Origin of the sequence: Streptomyces sp. NPDC091281, assembly GCF_044757425.1 — a bacterium.
GTDB lineage: Bacteria > Actinomycetota > Actinomycetes > Streptomycetales > Streptomycetaceae > Streptomyces.
In genome coordinates this window covers 33,139-49,741 of the sequence record NZ_JBIVUY010000008.1, presented here as the reverse complement: position 1 = coordinate 49,741, position 16,603 = coordinate 33,139, and the positions used below count along the sequence as shown (strand labels likewise).

Genomic DNA, 16,603 nt, shown 5'->3' with positions numbered 1-16,603 from the left:
CCACCCGGTCGAGCCAGGCGACGACGCGCGTCCACCTGCCGGAGAAGACGGCTCAACTCGCCTTCCTCCGCCGGAAGGTACTGTTCCCCGCGTGACCCCCGAGGACCTCGTCGCCCACTACGGGCTGGAGCCCATCCCCCGCGAGGGCGGCCTGTTCCGCCGTACCTGGTCGGGCCCCGAAGGGCCGGACGGAACACCGGCCGGTTCCGCGATCGTCGCCCTGCTCACCGCCGACGGCTTCTCCGCCCTGCACCGCCTGCCGGGCGACGAGATCTGGCACTTCTACGGCGGCGACCCGCTGGAGATGCTGCTCCTCGCCCCCGACGGCACCTCCCGCACCCCCGTGCTCGGCCCCGACGTCCTCGCCGGACAGCAGCCGCAGCTCGTCGTGCCCGCCCGCACCTGGATGGGCGGCCGGGTCCGGGCGGGCGGCGCCTGGACCCTCTTCGGCTGCACCATGGCCCCCGCGTTCACCTACGAGGGCTACGAGCACGGCGACGCCGCCGACCTGACGGCGCGCCACCCCGACCGGGCGGCCCGTATCGCGGAACTGTGCCGCCCATGACCTTGCTGACGGGCCGTACGGCCCTGATCACGGGCGCGTCCGGCACCGTCGGCCGCGGCATCGCCCGGCGCTTCGCCGAGGAGGGCGCGGCTCTCGCCCTGCACTGCCGGACCGGTGTGGCGGCGGCTCGCGCGCTCGCCGAGGAGATCGGGGCCGCGGGCGGCCGGGCCGTCGTCCTGCGCGCCGACCTGACCGCCGAGGCCGACGCGCGGCGGCTGGTCGCGGAGGCGGCCGCGTGGGCCGGGGACGTGGCGGGCGGGCGGCTGACGGACCTGGTCAACAACGCCGGTGTCCAGCCGGTCCAGGACCTGCCGTCGATGACGGCCGCCGAGTGGCGCCGGGTCGTCGACACCAACCTGACCAGCGTCTTCGCCACCACCCAGGCCGCCGCCGAGGCCATGCGCGAGCGGGGCGGCGGCACGGTCACCCACATCGCGTCGGTGGAGGCGGCCCTGCCCGCCGAGGGCCACGCCCACTACGCCGCCGCCAAGGCCGCGGTCGTCGTCCACGCCCGCGCGGCGGCCCGCGAGTACGGCCCGTACGGCATCCGCGTCAACACCGTCTCGCCCGGCCTGATCGAGCGGGACGGCCTCGCCGAGGACTGGCCCGAGGGCGTACGGCGCTGGCGGGACGCGGTCGCGGTGGACCGGCTCGGCCGCCCCGAGGACGTCGGCGACGCCTGCGTCTTCCTCGCCTCGCCGCTCGCCTCCTGGATCACCGGCCACGACCTCGTCGTCGACGGCGGGGTGTCGGCCCGCACCCCCTGGTGAACCCGCGCCTCCCCCGAGGGGCGCTCCGGGGGACCCCGGTGAGACGGACGGCCGTCGCGTCCGTACCCTTCCCCGAGCACCCGGGCACCTGAGACCGTGCGCGCGTGACTCGGAGGCCAGGCGGCGGCACCGCACCGGTGCGGCCGCACGGAAGCGGTACGGAGCGGTGACGACGTGGGCGAAGGGCGCGAGGGCGACCGGCACGGGGGCGGACGGCGGCAGGCCGGAGGGCGGCCGGGCGCGGCGGGACGGGCAGCGGGGGCCGACCCCGTGGACCGGTCGGCACGGTCGGCGGGGGCCGACCCCGCGAGCCGGGCGCCACGTACGCCACAACCCCTGAGGATGAGCCCGCGCCGTCCGGCGGCCGCCCGCGCCGTGCGCGCCCCGCTCCGCGCGCTGACGCTCCTCGGCACCGTGCTCCTGCTGGTCCTGCTCGGCGGCGCGGGCCAGGCCTCCGCGCACGCCGCCCTGGTCCGTGCCGACCCGGCCGACGGCTCGGTCGTCAAGACCGCGCCGACGAGCATCACGCTCACCTTCACCGAGTCCGTCGGCCTGCTCGACGACACCTTCCGCGTCTTCGACCCGCGCAACAACCGGGTGGAGACGCGGGACGAGGGCCACGCGGCCGGCCGCTCGGACACCGCCCGCGTCACCCTCCCGACCGGCCTCGGCACGGGTACGTACACCGTGGCCTGGCGGGTCGTCTCCGAGGACGGCCACCCCATCGCGGGCGCCTACACCTTCTCGGTCGGCAAGCCCTCCGCGACCCTCGCCACCGTCCCGACCGGCGACGTCGAGGACCCGGCCACCGAGGGCCTGCACAAGCTCGCCCGCTACCTCGCCTACGGCGGCGTGACCCTGCTCGTCGGCACGGCCGCCTTCGTCGCCCTGTGCCGCCCGCCCCGGCTGCGTCCCCTCCGCGGCCCGCTGCTCACCGGCTGGACGGCCCTCGCCGTCTCCACGGTCGCGCTGCTCCTGCTCCGCGCGCCCTACGAGTCCGGCGCGGGCCCCGCCCAGGCCCTCGACCCCGACGGCCTGGCCCGCACCCTCTCCGGCCGCCCCGGCATCGCCCTACTGGCCCGGCTGCTCCTGGTCCTGGTGGCGGGCGCCCTCCTGCTGCTCCGGCAACGCACCCGGCCCGGACGGACGGGCGTCTCCCGCCCGGAGCTGGTGACCGGCACCGTCCTCGCGGTGGCCCTCGCCCTGACCTGGGCGGGCGCCGAACACGCCTCGGCCGGTATCCAGGTCCCGGCCGCCATGGTCTCCTCGGTGCTGCACATCCTGGCCACCGCCGCCTGGATCGGCGGCCTCACCGCGCTCCTGGTCCTGCTGCGCCGCACGGTCGTGCCGGCCGCGGTCGCGGTCCGCTTCTCCCGGCTCGCCACCGTCTGCGTCGTCGTCCTCGCCCTGACCGGCCTCTACCAGTCCTGGCGCGGCCTCGGCACCCTCGGCGCCCTCACCGACACGGAGTACGGCCGCGTCCTGCTGGCCAAGCTCGCCCTGGTCAGCCTGCTGCCGCTGGCGGGCGCCCTCAGCCGGGGCGCGGTCCTCCGCCTGGCACGCGCGGAGGAAGAGGAGCAGGGCGAGAAGAACGAGGGGGCGGAGGCGCCGGTGAAGGAGAAGACGGAGACGCGGACGGAGACGGAGGCGGTCGTGGACGCGGAGACGGAGGCGGACGCGGAGGTGGAGGCGCCGGTGAAGGTGAGCGCGGGGGTGACCGCCGCGGTCGGCGCGCGCACCGAGGACACGGTGAGCGCGCTTGCGGAGGGCGCGCGGGAACGCCGTACGGAGGAACCCGGTATCGGGAAGCCCCGTACGGAGGAACTTCGCGCCGGGGAACCGCGAACCGGGGAAGCCCGTGCCGAGGAAGCCCGTACCGGGGAACCCCGCGTCGAAGAGCCCCGTACGCCTGCCGAGGACGCGCACCGCAAGGCGCTGCGCCGCTCGGTCGTGGCCGAGGTGGCGGTCTCCGTCCTCGTCCTGGGCCTGACCACGGTCCTCACCGGCACCCTGCCGGGCCGCGCGGAGGCCGAGGCGGCGACCACCCCCGCCTCCAGCCAGGCGATCGGCCTGCCGGTGGCGTCGGTGACGTACGTCCCCTTCGACCTGAGCAGCCCGGAGACCCCCGGCGCCCGCGGCAACGTCCAGGTCACCCTGGACCCGGGCCGGGTCGGCGTGAACAGCCTCCAGGCCGTGGTCTACGGAATCGACGGCGGCTTCGCCAGCATCCCCGAGCTGCGGGTCTCCTTCAGCCTCCCCAGCAAGGACATCGGCCCGCTGACCGCCAAGGTCACCGACCAGGGCGGCTACTGGGCCGCCGACGCCGTCAACCTGCCCATCCCCGGCACCTGGGAGATGGCCGTGACGGTCCGCGTCTCGGACATCGACCAGGTGACGGTGAAGCGGCCGGTACGCATCACGCGCTGAGCGGGGACTCAGTGGCCGAGCGTCGCGACCCCGGCCCGCGCGTACTTCTCGTCGAGGTCGCCGGAGGGCGCGCCCGCGACGCCGATCCCCGCGACCGGGCCGCCCTGGGCGGCGACGGGGGCGCCGCCGCCGAGGAAGAGCGTGCCGGGGATGTCCTTCAGGTTCGGCGTCTGCGCGAGCCGCTTCACCAATTCGGAGGTGGGCGCGTTCCAGGAGACGGCGGTGAAGGCCTTGCGCGCGGCGGACTCGGGGGACTGCGGTCCGGCGCCGTCGCCGCGCAGGGCGACCAGGGTGGTGCCGTTCCGGTCGACGACGGCCACGGACACGTGCTGGTTCTCCTTCTCGGCGGCGGCCACGGCGGCCTGCGCGGCCTCGGTGGCGGCGGCGAGCGTGAGGTGCGTGGTCCGGGTCAGCTCGCCCTTGCCGGGCGCGGACGCGGAGGCGGCCTTCGCCGGTGCGGCGGCGGGTGCGTCGGCGTAGGCGTAGGCGGTCCCGAGGCCCCCGGCGGTGAGGACGGCGAGCAGGGCGCCACCGGTGAGGAGCCGGGTGCGGGGGGCGAGGGGGCGACGGCCCTGGGGGCGGGTGGCGGCGGCGCGGGTACGGCTGGAACGCATGGCGGTGGGCCTTTCAGGAGGCTCGAACGGGTCGGTGCGGGTGCTGGTCGGCTGGTCCGGGAGCCACCGGAGCGGCTCCCGCCATCGATCCTGACCCCGCGCCCGCCTCCTCCGGATCGACGGACCGGACGCCCTCCGGGTCGTCCGAACGGACGACCCCGCCCGCCCCCGACCGGGCAACAATGCAGAGAGGCGCGCCCACACCTCCACTCCTCTCCTTCCGGGCGGCGTCCGTGTCGGCGAAGGGAGGCGACGCGCCATGTCCGACCACCACCCCGGTCCCCGCACCGACGAGGACGACACCCGCGTCCTCACCCTCGTCATGCACGCCGCGTTCGCCGTCCTGCTGGCCGCGTCCCTCGCCCGCTACCTCGCCCGGCACGCCGCGGAACCCCGCACCCCGTGGGTCGTCGCCCTCACCGCCCTGCTCGCGCTCCTCTACGTCCTCGGCCCCGCCCTGGGCCGCGTCGGCACCGCCCCGCCGGCCACGCGCCCCCGTACGAGGCTCCGCCCCCGGCCCGCCACCAGCACGCACCGCACGCACCGCACACACCCGACACCGCCGGGCCCGCCCTCCCAGCGGACGACCGGACTGCGGCGCGCACCCGCCCCCGGCGTCCGCCTCACCCACCTCACGCGGCTGGCCCGGCTGGCCCGGCTTGCCTGGCTGGGCCCGACGGTCGCCGCGTGGGCCGTCCTCGTCCTGCTCGCCCCGAGCTACGCCTGGTGCGCGGTCCCCCTCTTCTACGCGGGCCTGCGCAGCTTCCCGCCGCGCACCGCGATCCCCTTGGTCGTCGTCCTCACCGCGCTGGCGGTCGCCGCCCAACTGCGCCTGGCGGGCTGGCCCGACCCGAACGTCCTGCTCGCACCCCCGGCCGTGGCCGCCGTCGCCACCACCGTCTACGTCGTGACCCAGCGCCAGACGGCCCGCCGCGCCGTCCTGATCGACGACCTCGTCCGCACCCGCCGCGAACTGGCGGCCACGGAACGCCGCGAGGGCACCCTCGCCGAACGCGAACGCCTGGCCCGCGAGATCCACGACACCCTCGCCCAGGGCCTGTCCAGCCAGCGGATGCTGCTCCAGGCGGCCGACCGGCTCTGGGACACCGCCCCGGACACGGCCCGCGACCACGTCCGCACGGCGGCGGCGACCGCCGAGCGCAGCCTCGCCGAGGCGCGCCGCTTCGTGCACGACCTGACACCGGCCGACCTGGCCGAGGGCGGCGGCCTGGCCCGCGCCCTCGACGCCCTGGCAGCCCGCGAGACGACCCCGGCCCTGACGGTCGAGGTCCGCACGGACGGCACCCCGACCCCGCTCCCCGCGGCGGTCGAGTCGGCGCTCCTGCGGATCGCCCAGGGCGCGCTCGCCAACGTCCGCGAACACGCCGCCGCCACCACGGCCACCCTCACCCTGACCTGCCTGGACGACCAGGTGGTCCTGGACATCACCGACAACGGCCGCGGCTTCCCCGCCCACGGGGGACACACCAACGAGAACCCTGCACCCGACGGACGCACCCAGGACGGAGCCGTACGCCACACCGTCGGCACCCTCGGCACCGATGACTCCGCCGCCCGCGGTCACGGCCTCCCCGCGGCCCGCGCCCGCCTCCGCCAACTGGGCGGCACCCTCACCATCGAGTCCACCCCCGGCGAGGGCACGGTCCTGTCGGCGTCGATCCCCTTGGAGCCCCGATGACCCCCGACCCTTCCCCTTCCCCTTCCCCCTCTCCCTCCCCTCCGACACCGGTCCGGGTGCTGGTCTGCGACGACCACGCGGTCGTCCGGGCGGGCCTGCTGGCCCTGCTGGGCAGCGCGCCCGGCATCGAGGTGGTCGCGGAGGCGGGCAGTGGTGAGGAGGCCCTCGCCCTGGCCCGCCGACTCGCCCCGGACGTCGCCCTGATGGACCTCCAGCTCGGCGACGGCAGCGACGGCGTCGAGACCACCCGCCGCCTGCGCGCCCTCACCCCCGCCCCGTACGTCCTGGTCCTCACCACCTACGACACGGACGCCGACGTGACCCGCGCGGTCGAGGCGGGCGCCACCGGCTACCTCCTCAAGGCCGAACGCCCCGAGGACCTCTTCACCGCGATCCACGCCGCCGCGGCGGGCCGCCCCTCCCTCTCACCCCCGCTGGCCGCCCGCGTCCTCACCCACCTCCGCACCCCCCGCCCCACCCTCACCCCCCGCGAACACGACATCCTGACCCAGCTCACCCGGGGCCTCGCCAACAGAGACATCGCCCGAGCCCTCTACATCAGCGAAACCACCGTGAAGACCCACCTCCGCCGCATCTACGACAAGCTGGGCGTCGACACCCGCTCGGGAGCGGTCGCCCTGGCGAAGGAACAGCGGCTGGTCTGACCCGCCCCCCAGGGCGACCGATGACTTCAGGGCTCCCGACCGGTCCAAGCTCATGACGCGACACCCGAGGAAAGGGCAGTGCCATGTCAGAGCTTCTGGTCGACTTCATCACCTCCCTCGACGGCTACGCGTCGGGAGAGGGCTGGCCCGGCTTCTGGGGTCTGGAGGGCCCGGAGTACCTCGCGTGGCTGGGCGAGCAGCCCGAGGCGACCCACCTGATGGGGGCGAACACCTACCGCCTGATGTCGGGCTTCGCCGCAGGCGAGGTCCCGTCGGGCCAGGACGAGTTCAGGCCCGAGGAGGAGGCGTCCGTCGACGGCCTCACGCGGGCCGCCAAGGTGGTGTTCTCCACCACCCTCCCCGACCCGCTGACCTGGGCCAACTGCACCCTCGTCCGCGAGGACGCCGTCGAGACGGTCCGCGCCATGAAGGCGACCGGCTCGGGCCTCCTCACCACCATCGGCAGCCTCAGCCTCGCCCGCTCCCTCCTCCGGGCGGGCCTGGTCGACCGCTTCCGCGTCGTGATGTTCCCGGTGATCACCGGAGCCACGGGCGAGGAACGCATCTACGACGGCTACCCCGACGTCTCCCTGGAAATGACCGACCACCGCACCTTCGACCACCGCATCCAACTAGTCGAATACAGGCCCCACGTACTGGACCACGCCCCACTCGCCACACCGGCGTGACGGCCACCCCGGCCCGGCCCTGTCCCGATCGGCGGGGGCGTCCGCCGATTCTCAGGGGTCCTGCTCAGCTCGGCGGGCCGTTGCTTGCGGTATCCGGCTCAAGCGTCCCCTGGCGCCGTGCGTACAACGCGATCCTGGCCAGGTGCGGCAGCGCTTGCGGGGCGGCGCCGGGAAGCGCGGGGAGGGCGCGACTCCAGGCGCCCGTCCGCAGCAGTCGCCTCACCGTGTGCCGAGCCTGACCCTTTCTCGACGGGCCGTCCCCGGTGGCCGCGGCCCGGGCCAGCGCGAGGCAGATCCTGACGGTGCGGTCGGCCGCGCGCGGATCGATGGCCTGCGCGGTCTCGACCCCTGCCAGGTGAGCCGCTACGGCACCGAGAGCGAGTGACCGTTCCGCCGGGGTGCGAAGGGACTCGGCGTGTCGCCACGCCAGGCCGATGTCCCCCTCCACGGCGGCGAGCAGCGCCACCTCCGCTCCGGAATCCGGACCCGGCCGGAGTGAACGGCGCCATCGGTCGACGGCCGCCTCGGCGCTCTCGGCGCTCTCGTCGGAGAGGCATCCGAGCCGTCCGAGCAGGGTCAGGACGGTCATCGTCGGCGCATGCCGCGGAGCGGACGAGCCGGCCACCTCCCGCACGGCTTGGTGCAGGGCTTCCCGCAGGCGCGGGCCGGGCTGTTGCGCGTCCGGTGTGGCGAGGAGCAGAGCCGCCAGCTCAGGGAGAGATCGGAAGGGGCCGGTCCGGTTCGGTTCCGCGATCCGGCGGGCCACTTTCGCGGCGAGGCCCTCGGCGAGACGTACTGCCTCCTCGGGACGGTGCCGGGCGAGCCCGACGGCCATGGCAGCCTCCGCCTGGCGCCTCTGCGCGCCGGTACCACCGGTGAGCGGAGCGGCGGCCGTGCTTTCGGCTCGGGCATACGCAAGGGCTTGGTTCACCTCGGCGGCCAGGACGGGACCGGCGTCGTCCGGTAGCCCTTCCCGCGCCGCGGTGGCGTATGCGGCCGCCGCGCTGCCGTGCCCGCCGAGGGCGCAGCCGAGGGCGAGGGCTGCCAAGTGCCTTGCCTGTTCGGCCGGTTCGGACAATGCAGCCACCAGTGCGTCGGCGGCGTCGAATCCGCCGACCGTACCAAGGGCCTGGCAGAGATCCGCGGACCAGAGTTCCGGGGCGAGGGGGCCGTCGGCACCGCCCCGGGCCTGCTGGCGGGGCGCCTCCCGCAGCGCCGCGTCCAGCAGTACCCGGCTCTCCGCCCGGCTGCTCGGAGAGTTCTCCGTGCTGAGACGCTCGTCCACCTCCTGGAGCAGGAGGAGATGCGGCGCGGCGGTCTGCGCATCACCGGCCAGGGCGGGAAGACCCCACGTCCTGCGACGAGCGGGAGTACGCCGAGGGGCTGGAGGCCGCTGACTGCGCGGTTTGGGGGAGGCCTTTGCGGCAGGCACCTGCCCGCTTCGTTCTCCTGCCTTCCGCTCGGCCTGATTCCTCCGGTACTGGTTGTTCCCGCTCTCCCTCTCCCGCCGCTTCGCCAGTGCCATCGCGTGCCGCTTCTCGTCCTGCTCCGCTTCTTCTGCCGCGGCCTCTCGTTCCTTCTCGGCCAGGTGCTTGTCGGCCTCGTCGAGAATCCAGCGGGCGCGTTCCGTCGTGAGATCCCCGAAGGCGCCGACCCGCAGGGACGTCCGCAGGGAGTCCAGTTGCCGTCCGAAGTCGCGAAGGTCCGCTCTTGTCGCCTTGGTGTCCCTCAGAGCTTGCGCGAGGTGGGCCAGGATTCCCTTCAGCGCATGGTGAATCTGATCCTCCTCCGGCAGCGGCCCGGTCTCCGTGGGCGAGCGAGGCCCGACGGCGAGGGCTGCCTGGGCCAGGGCCTCCCGTGCCGGGGCGGCTGCCTGCTTCGGCCTCGCGGCGGGAAACAGTGCGAGCGCCGAAGCCGCCGCCGCCAGGACGTCCACCGCCCCCAGCCCCTCGTCCGGGTCCAGTTCGGTGTAGATGTCCTGGATGCGGTCGCCCGCGAAGGAACTGAGTACGGGCGTCGCGCGTGCCAGTGCGCCCCAGAGGTCCACCGCGGCCGCCCGTGCGTGCGTGTCTCCGGCGCTCAGCATTTCCGCCCGGTCGACCAGTACGGACAGGAGGTCGAGGTCACGGGACAGGTCCAGCGGTCCGATCGTTGCGCCGAGTTCGGAGGTCCCCGCACCGGGGTCGCGGATCACGGCCAGGAGCAGCGGCCGTGCGGTGCCGGGGCCGGTGATTCTGCCGATCTCGCGTGCGGCGGACAAGAGCCTGGTGAAGACGCTGGACTGCGGGTGGGCCGCGGGGGAGTCGTGATCGGCACGGTTCGCGGAGAAGCAGGTGACCGCTTCCCGGACCACGGCATCCACGCTCGGCTGTCGCGCGTGGGCCAACTCGACGGCCAGTTCAGCCAGATGGACTGCACGGGCGGTGGGCACGGGGGCGGAAAGGGCCAGCCCGCGAGCTCGCTCGGTGTCTCCCAGGCGGGCCATGAGCGCGGGCGCCCCGTCGGGAACCTCACGGGAGGCGCGCCGCACCAGGTCCCGCGCCGACGCCAAGGGCACCAGCACCGAGAGAGCGGCAGGAGTGTCACCTAACGACTCTTCGAACGCCGTGAGTTGGTCCATGACGGCCCCCGCTCCGGCCGTCACGGAAAGCCTGTGCAGCCGGGCCGGATCGAGGACGTACGCCGCATGTTCCGTGTAGTCGGAGAACGGTTCCCGCGGCATCGCCAACAGGAACGACGGTGTCCCCTCCGGCCAACCCGCGTCTCGCCAACTCCCCGACCAGGCACGCAGCGTGCGGCGGCACTCCGCGGCGCCGGTGTCCCCGAGCCGCTCCTCCACGACCCGTTCGAGCCGGCGGTCGGCCAGCCGGTACGTCCCGGCGACGGGGTCGTCCAGTACCAGGGAACGCCCGGCCGGCCCCTGGATCAGCCGGTCCAGCCGGTCGGCGGGCACCTCCGCCAGCTCCGCCAGTTCAGCCGTACGCAGACCACCACCTGAGACCGCCAGCAGCCCAGCCACCCGCATCCCCACATCGGCCGGCTCGGGGCGCGGTTGCCGGACGTGAACAGCCCCCGCGACGGGACCGAGGGGGTACCGGCACGTGATGTCGCGCAGCGGATGGCCGGGCGGCAGGTCGTCCGGCGGGCGCAGTCCGCTCCGCAGCGATACGACCACGCGCATCCCCCGGGGCGGGGACGCCGGGAGCATCCCGGCGATGCTGTCGGCGGCGCGGCCGGACCACGCCCTGTCGTCGTCCACCGCGTCGACCACGAGGAGGAGGGACCGCTTGCTCCGCCTGCTCCGTGCGGCGGCCCTGCCGAAGAGCCGGTCCCAGTCCGCAGCCTCGCGAGGGGCGTGCTTCAAGCGCTCCCCGAGGAACGTGCCGATCCGACGGACCATCTCCTCCTCGAACGCGGCCAGGGTGTCGGTGTGGTGGGCCGGGGACACGAAGTAGTGCAGGACGTCGACGGCAGCCGGCCGGTGCCGCAGCACGTAGTCCGCCAGCAGCGAGGTCTTGCCCACGGGGGAGTCCGCGTACCAGCACAGATACGCAGGCGCTCCGGCACCGGAGTTCCGCACGAAGGCGTCCATGACCGCCCGCTCGCTGGCGCGGTCCCGCGGAGGCGTCACGGGCACATCCTGAGCCGGCCGGTGCACGCCGAGATCCGCCCGGCGGGCCTGGCCGACCGCACTCTCCTGCTGTGCGGCATCCAGGGCCTGCTTCCATTGGGCATTCGTGGGACCCGGACTGTCCGCTGTCTGTTGCAGCACCCGTACGACGAGCCAGAAGTCGTGCTCGCGGCCAGCCTCGGGCGCCGATTTCCCCTCCCGCCAGCTCCGCAGGGTGCCGAGACGCACTCCGCTCGCCCGTGACGCCGCCCTGAGCTCGAGCCCTGAGTGGGTGAGCAAGCAGCTCAGCATCTTGCCCAGATCCGCTCGTGCGGGCCTCTTCGTCTCGGCCACCTCGCGTGCACCCCCAGTCCGTCGCCCGAGGGCCGAACCGTTCTGTATCAGCCCCTGGACCTGCGGAAATCGCCAATTTGGGCTCGCCGCCACTCGCCGCACAGCGGCCGTCTCCCGGATGCTGAGCCCCTCACCGCAGCAGCCGACGATCGGCCCTCAGCGAAGGATGGCACGTGTCCCAGATCCCTGACCTGCTTTTCAACAGCGCCCTGCTGACCGGCTGCGCCGCCCTGCTCTACGCCTGCGGCCTGGTCTTCGTCGCTCTCGTCTCCGTCCTCGCGCCCAGCCCGGAACGCCGCAGGGACGCCCGCGCGACCCTCGGCATCCTGCTACGGCGGCGAACGCGGTGAGGGGGAGTGCGCAGCCGGCGGCGCCGACCGGATCTCGTCGAGAGGGAACGGGGTACCAGCGGTCGATCCAACACCCCTCTCGGGCTGCACTACCCGATCAGATCTGGTCCGGAGGCGGTTTGCCCGAACCGCTGCGGCCCATCGAGGCTGAACGGTTGACTGATCGTCACGCGGGCCGTCCCGTCGACCGTGTCGACGCCGATGCTCCGTCGGGCAGGGCATGAGGCGTCGACTTGGAAGGTGGACATGGGCAGGTTCGTGCGGGCGTCGTGTCTCGCCTGCGGGAGAGTCCCGGCGACTTGGGCCGGGGCGTTCGTGGAGTGCCCCCGCTCTCCCCGTACGCGGAGGTGTTCACCTTGAGGGATCGATGTCCTGCTCCGGCGTCCCTGTTCACGTACCCGAGAACCGTGGCGGAGAAGAGTGCCTGACGACCCCCTCCCCCCTGACGCTTTAGCCCCCGCACACCCTCCCTTCGCGTGGGACCCCCGCCACTCCCCCTGCATTCCCACCGTCACCGTCGACGGCCACTCCGCTCATCACTCCCTCTGTGCCCTTCTCCGGCAGGCAGACGAACTGTCCGCGGTCGACTGCACGTCCCCCGGAGAGGGCGTGGCCGTGATCGAGTACCTGCTGGCGATCTGCTTCGCCGCCGGCGTCTGCCCGGCCTCCGACGAGGAGTGGCGGGAGTGGATCGACACCGGGCGGGATCTCTCGTCCGCCGCCGACTGGCTGGACGGCAGCCCCGACGACTCCTGGAACCTGTTCCACCCCAGTGCCCCCCTCGCCCAGAGCAGCGAGCTGGCCGAGGACTTCGCGGAGAGTGGCACCGGAACAGCCCAGTTGGTCATCGAGCACGCCGGGGACTACAACCAGCACTTCGACCACCACCACCTCGAACGACGCACCCCACTCCCCGCCGCCGAAGCCTTCCGCGCCGTACTGACCCAGCACGCCTACGGCCCCTACGGGCGGGCCCGGATGTCGGGGAAGCGGCTCGGCGCCAAGGTGACCAACCTCGCCGCCGGGAGGCTCACGGGTCGTATCCGGGTCGTGGCCCTGGGGCGGACGCTCGGCGAGACCGTGCGCCTCAATCTCTATCCGCCCCACGGCCCGACAGGCTCGCTCAACACCTCCTGGACCGCGCCGGACGGATTCCGGCGGCGCGAGTTCAGGGGTGAGGCCGCGCCCCGCGCCCCCCACGGCCCGGCGGACCTGCACAGCACACTGGGACGTTCGATCCTCCTGCGTCCCGCGGCCGGACCGCACGGCCAGACCGTGGTCGACCGGGTACTGATCGGCGCGGGTGAAGTCCTCGCCCTCGACCCGGAGACCCACCTCCAGGACGCCGTCTTCGGCACCACCACGAGCGGGGTACGCAAGCCGCTGTGGCCGTCGCCGACCAGGGCGCTCTGGCAACAGGCCCACGCTCTCTACAGCTCCGTCCGCGACGACCGCACAGGGCTGTACGCCCGGCTCCGGTCCCTCCGGCCCCGCGGGGGCGTTGGGGCGCCGTATCAGCTGTGGGCCGTGGGGCTCCTCGCGAACAAGACTCTCCCGGTCATCTGGACGCAAGGTTCCTACCCCTACGCGCCGCACATGGAAAGGCACCTCCACACCGCCTCCTACCGGGGGTCCGTGCTGGCCGAGTACCTGGCGTGGTCGCTCAAGAAGGCGGCGCTCGTGGCGGCCGAGACGGCCTTCCCCGCCATGCGGGCGGCGGACGAGGCGGGCCAGGTGGCACGGCTCGACGCCCGCCATATGTTCTGGCCCGCTGCCGAAGACCCCTTCCACGAAATGCTGGACGACGTGATCGACAGAGGACCGGAGGACGATGACCCGGTCTCCGAGCCCTGTCTCGCCTACGCGGCCGTCCTCCTGGAGACCGCCCGCGCTCAACTCCTGCAGCGCCTGGACGGGTTGCCTCTCAGCGACCGCAACAACCTCGCGCGGGCCCGCGCCGTACGGCTCTTCGAGAATCTCGTCACCGCCGGGAAGGCGCCCGCCGAACTCCGAGGGGAGACCACCCATGACTGAACCCCCGGTCCGGACCGGAGCGGAGACCGTGCGCGTTCCGTTCCCGCACGACAGCGCGGGACTCACCGAATGGCTGGCGGCCCTCCTCCGCAACCGCGACTACGGCACCCTGGCCGAGTTGCGTCGGGCGAGGGGCGGGACCAACGCCCACATCCGGGCCGGCTGGTACGGAGGCGACGAGCACCGCGACCTGTTCGAACGGGTGGCCTTCCTCTTCGCCGTCTACCACCAAGGCCGTTCGGTCCCTTCGTACGGCGGAGGCAGCCTGGGTGCGGCGGCCCGCCGGATCGGCGACGGGGCCGGGCGTGGGCCCGACAACCCAGGCGCCCGGCGTCTGCTGGCCAGGGTCGTCGCCAGCCGCCGCATTCCCTGGCGGCACCTCCAGCACGCGATCGTCCGTCTCCGGTCCTGCGAGCAACCACCGCCTTCCTGGACCGATTTGACCGAGGACCTGATCAAGTGGGACGACCGCCGGGAGCGCGTCTCGTACCGCTGGTCGGTCGAGTTCCACATGCCCGCGTCGATGGCCCGGGGCGCGATGCACGCATCGGCCCCCCGGCCGGGAGCCGACGCTCAGACCGAACGGAATGCCCGGAAGGACTCCACCTCGTGACCGAACCACCCCGAAGCAGGGGCCAGTTCCTCTCCCTCCACCTCATCGAGACCCTGGCCGCCGTCCTCCCCGTGCGCGACGAGAACGGCCAGCCGAAGACACTGGTCTTCGGCGGCGTGGAACGACACATGATCACCAGCCAGGCCCGTCGGCGCGCCGAACGGGTCCACGCCCGCGACCGCGCCAACGCCGGCCGCGGCGCCCTCCGCGGACGCAGCATGGGGGTCCGTACCCGCGAATGGGCCCTGTTGGCCGGCCGCGAACTGGAATCGGCACACGGATGGGACCGCGAGCGCGCCGTGGCCGTCGTCCGTGCCGTCATGGAGGGGTGCGGCCTCAAGTTCGGCGACCCGCAGAAGAAGACAGTCGCCAACCTGACGAAGGTACTCGTCTTCGCACCCGCGGACACGGCGGCGAGAATCGCGGAACACGTCGCCACCCACCAGGCCGCGGTCGAGGAGTGGTACACCGGGTACGTCGAGGCGCTGGCCCGAGCCGAAGCCGCGAAGAAGGTGCGCCGCCCCGCTTCCCGGAAGAAGGCCGACGTCACGGAACCGGAAGCACCGGCCGAGAACGCGGCGACCGGGCCCGCGGCTCCGCCACCACCCCTCCCCAGAGCCATCCGCGACGCCGTACTGCTCGCCCTGGCCCCCCGCGACGCGGTGGACATCGCTCTCTACGGACGCTTCCTCGCCGAGATCCCCGACTCCCCGAACGTCGACGGCGCTGTCCAGACCGGACACGCCTTCACCGTGCACGAGTCCGAACAGATCGAGGACTTCTACGCGGCGGCGGACGACGCCAAACTCGACCGTAGACGCAACGCCCTCAGTTTCCTCGACGCCGCCGACGAGGCGGGCGCCGGCATGACCGGCTACCAGTCACTCATCTCCGGTACGTTCTACCGGCACGCCGTCCTCGACCGTGTCCAGCTCCGGACCAATCTGCGCGTGGCCGGAATGGCGGAGGAAGAGGCCGAGCGGACCGCGGCCGACGCCGAACGGGAGTTCGTGAACTCGTTCGTGGAGGCATTCCCGGCGGCGAAGAAGAACTCGACCGCCTCCACCGGCTCCCTGCCCGTGCTCGTCCTCGCCTTCGAAGGCGATCGTCCGTACAACTACGCGTCCGCGTTCCAACGGCCGGTCGACGAAGTGGCCGAAGGACCGGCCGGCCCCGTCGCCGTGGGCAGGCTGCTGCGCCACCACGTCTTCGTCAGCGGCCGCCGCGACGATCTCCACGCGGCGAAGCTCCTCACCTACGACCCCGAGATCGACTCCCTGCTCACGGAGTTGAGGCTTCCGGAATCCCTCGCGACGGTGACACGAGCCGAGGAACTCACCTCGTGACCGGCCCCCATGTCCTGCTCATCCGATTGGCCGGTCCCCTCCAGTCCTGGGGACTGGCCGGCCGGTTCGCCCACCGCGACACCCACAGCCGCCCCACCAAGTCGGGGGTGATAGGCCTCTGCGCGGCGGCCCTCGGCCTGGATCGTGAGGAACCGCTCGGGGATCTCGCCGAGGTCCGCTTCGGCGTACGCGCCGACCGCCCCGGCATTCGCGTCCGCGACTACCACACCGTCGGCGGCGGCACCTTCCCGCTGCGCCCGCGTGACCTCCTGACCGACCACCAGCGCGCCACGAAGGCCACCGCCGCCGCCGCTGCTTCCGAGCCTCCCGACGTCTTCGGCCGCGTCGACCTGGCGGCCTGGTACGGCTCCCCGAAATACGTCACCGCCGACCCGGCGTCCGGCGCCCTCGTCTCCCAGCAGGTCCGCCGCCACGCCATGATCACCGAACGGTGGTACCTGTCCGACGCCGCGTTCCTGGCCGGCCTGGAGCACGAGGACCAGACCCTCCTGGAGCGGATCGCCTACGCCCTGGAGCACCCGAAGCGCCTGCTCTGGCTGGGCCGCAAGGCCTGCCCGCCGACCGGCGACCTCGCCCTCGGCGTCGTACCGGGGACCCTGCGGAACGCATTCGAGTCGTCCGCCCTGCTCCCCGACGCGACCGGCCCGCAGGCGGCCTCAGCCGAGCGCCCGTGGGCGTGGATGGAGAGCCCCCGCCCACTGCCCGGCGCCGGTCTGCCGGACCAGCCCGTCCGCTACGACGCGGACGGCGGCCTCCACAGCCTCCGCTGGGAAACCCGCCACCGCATCACGATCACCCCGAACGCCCCTGGATGGGACATCATCCTGTGAACACGACGCCGACCGC

General features: G+C 73.7%; 13 protein-coding genes. 11 read left to right on the top strand and 2 right to left on the bottom strand.

The genetic code is table 11. The features are described from left to right. Positions 1–91: 91 nt before the first annotated feature. The 3 genes from ACIQPQ_RS21410 to ACIQPQ_RS21400 all read left to right on the top strand — a co-directional run bounded on the left by ACIQPQ_RS21410 (position 92) and on the right by ACIQPQ_RS21400 (position 3,762). A complete protein-coding gene (locus ACIQPQ_RS21410) occupies positions 92–565 on the top strand; it encodes a cupin domain-containing protein (protein WP_401305980.1) in 474 nt (157 codons plus the stop codon). Beyond that, positions 562–1,335, top strand: coding sequence for an SDR family NAD(P)-dependent oxidoreductase (locus ACIQPQ_RS21405; RefSeq protein ID WP_401305978.1), 774 nt, complete (start codon positions 562–564; stop codon positions 1,333–1,335). The genes ACIQPQ_RS21410 and ACIQPQ_RS21405 overlap by 4 nt, the downstream gene beginning before the upstream one ends. A 342-nt stretch (positions 1,336–1,677) precedes the next feature. After that, positions 1,678–3,762, top strand: a complete 2,085-nt coding sequence (locus ACIQPQ_RS21400; RefSeq protein WP_401305976.1) for a copper resistance CopC/CopD family protein — start codon at positions 1,678–1,680, stop codon at positions 3,760–3,762. 8 nt (positions 3,763–3,770) lie between these two features. Here the strand turns inward: ACIQPQ_RS21400 and ACIQPQ_RS21395 are convergent, their stop codons facing one another. Further along, positions 3,771–4,376, bottom strand: a complete 606-nt coding sequence (locus ACIQPQ_RS21395; RefSeq protein ID WP_401305975.1) for a heme-binding protein — start codon at positions 4,374–4,376, stop codon at positions 3,771–3,773. A gap of 259 nt (positions 4,377–4,635) precedes the next feature. Here ACIQPQ_RS21395 and ACIQPQ_RS21390 point away from each other — a divergent pair, with 259 nt between their 5' ends. From ACIQPQ_RS21390 to ACIQPQ_RS21380, 3 genes are all read left to right on the top strand, one after another. Next, positions 4,636–6,075, top strand: coding sequence for a sensor histidine kinase (locus ACIQPQ_RS21390; RefSeq protein WP_401305973.1), 1,440 nt, complete (start codon positions 4,636–4,638; stop codon positions 6,073–6,075). Beyond that, complete coding sequence (locus tag ACIQPQ_RS21385; RefSeq protein WP_401305971.1) at positions 6,072–6,740, top strand: response regulator; 669 nt, start codon at positions 6,072–6,074, stop codon at positions 6,738–6,740. Before ACIQPQ_RS21390 ends, ACIQPQ_RS21385 begins: the two co-directional genes overlap by 4 nt. 83 nt (positions 6,741–6,823) lie before the next feature. Continuing rightward, complete coding sequence (locus tag ACIQPQ_RS21380; protein WP_401305970.1) at positions 6,824–7,429, top strand: dihydrofolate reductase family protein; 606 nt, start codon at positions 6,824–6,826, stop codon at positions 7,427–7,429. Positions 7,430–7,493: 64 nt separating this feature from the next. Here the strand turns inward: ACIQPQ_RS21380 and ACIQPQ_RS21375 are convergent, their stop codons facing one another. Then, positions 7,494–11,393: a hypothetical protein gene (locus ACIQPQ_RS21375; RefSeq protein ID WP_401305968.1), complete on the bottom strand. Its 3,900-nt coding sequence runs from the start codon at positions 11,391–11,393 to the stop codon at positions 7,494–7,496. 173 nt (positions 11,394–11,566) lie between these two features. Here ACIQPQ_RS21375 and ACIQPQ_RS21370 point away from each other — a divergent pair, with 173 nt between their 5' ends. The 5 genes from ACIQPQ_RS21370 to cas5e all read left to right on the top strand — a co-directional run bounded on the left by ACIQPQ_RS21370 (position 11,567) and on the right by cas5e (position 16,587). Beyond that, positions 11,567–11,743 (top strand): hypothetical protein, encoded by a 177-nt coding sequence (locus tag ACIQPQ_RS21370; RefSeq protein ID WP_401305966.1) that lies wholly within the window; start codon positions 11,567–11,569, stop codon positions 11,741–11,743. A 420-nt stretch (positions 11,744–12,163) separates the two neighbouring features. Next, positions 12,164–13,777, top strand: a complete 1,614-nt coding sequence (locus ACIQPQ_RS21365) for a type I-E CRISPR-associated protein Cse1/CasA (protein WP_401305964.1) — start codon at positions 12,164–12,166, stop codon at positions 13,775–13,777. Further along, positions 13,770–14,390, top strand: coding sequence for a type I-E CRISPR-associated protein Cse2/CasB (casB, locus tag ACIQPQ_RS21360; RefSeq protein WP_401305962.1), 621 nt, complete (start codon positions 13,770–13,772; stop codon positions 14,388–14,390). The genes ACIQPQ_RS21365 and casB overlap by 8 nt, the downstream gene beginning before the upstream one ends. Further along, the gene (locus ACIQPQ_RS21355; protein ID WP_401305961.1) at positions 14,387–15,736 is read left to right on the top strand and encodes a type I-E CRISPR-associated protein Cas7/Cse4/CasC; all 1,350 of its coding nucleotides are present in this window, start codon (positions 14,387–14,389) and stop codon (positions 15,734–15,736) included. Before casB ends, ACIQPQ_RS21355 begins: the two co-directional genes overlap by 4 nt. After that, positions 15,733–16,587: a type I-E CRISPR-associated protein Cas5/CasD gene (cas5e, locus tag ACIQPQ_RS21350; protein WP_401305959.1), complete on the top strand. Its 855-nt coding sequence runs from the start codon at positions 15,733–15,735 to the stop codon at positions 16,585–16,587. The genes ACIQPQ_RS21355 and cas5e overlap by 4 nt, the downstream gene beginning before the upstream one ends. Positions 16,588–16,603: the final 16 nt, after the last annotated feature.

Bases quoted from the DNA above. Each gene is read 5' to 3' on its own strand.
- ACIQPQ_RS21405 (WP_401305978.1), top strand. From the start codon at position 562: ATGACCTTGCTGACGGGCCGTACGGCCCTGATCACGGGCGCGTCCGGC.
- ACIQPQ_RS21400 (WP_401305976.1), top strand. From the start codon at position 1,678: ATGAGCCCGCGCCGTCCGGCGGCCGCCCGCGCCGTGCGCGCCCCGCTC.
- ACIQPQ_RS21395 (WP_401305975.1), bottom strand. From the start codon at position 4,376: ATGCGTTCCAGCCGTACCCGCGCCGCCGCCACCCGCCCCCAGGGCCGT.
- ACIQPQ_RS21390 (WP_401305973.1), top strand. From the start codon at position 4,636: ATGTCCGACCACCACCCCGGTCCCCGCACCGACGAGGACGACACCCGC.
- ACIQPQ_RS21385 (WP_401305971.1), top strand. From the start codon at position 6,072: ATGACCCCCGACCCTTCCCCTTCCCCTTCCCCCTCTCCCTCCCCTCCG.
- ACIQPQ_RS21380 (WP_401305970.1), top strand. From the start codon at position 6,824: ATGTCAGAGCTTCTGGTCGACTTCATCACCTCCCTCGACGGCTACGCG.
- casB (WP_401305962.1), top strand. From the start codon at position 13,770: ATGACTGAACCCCCGGTCCGGACCGGAGCGGAGACCGTGCGCGTTCCG.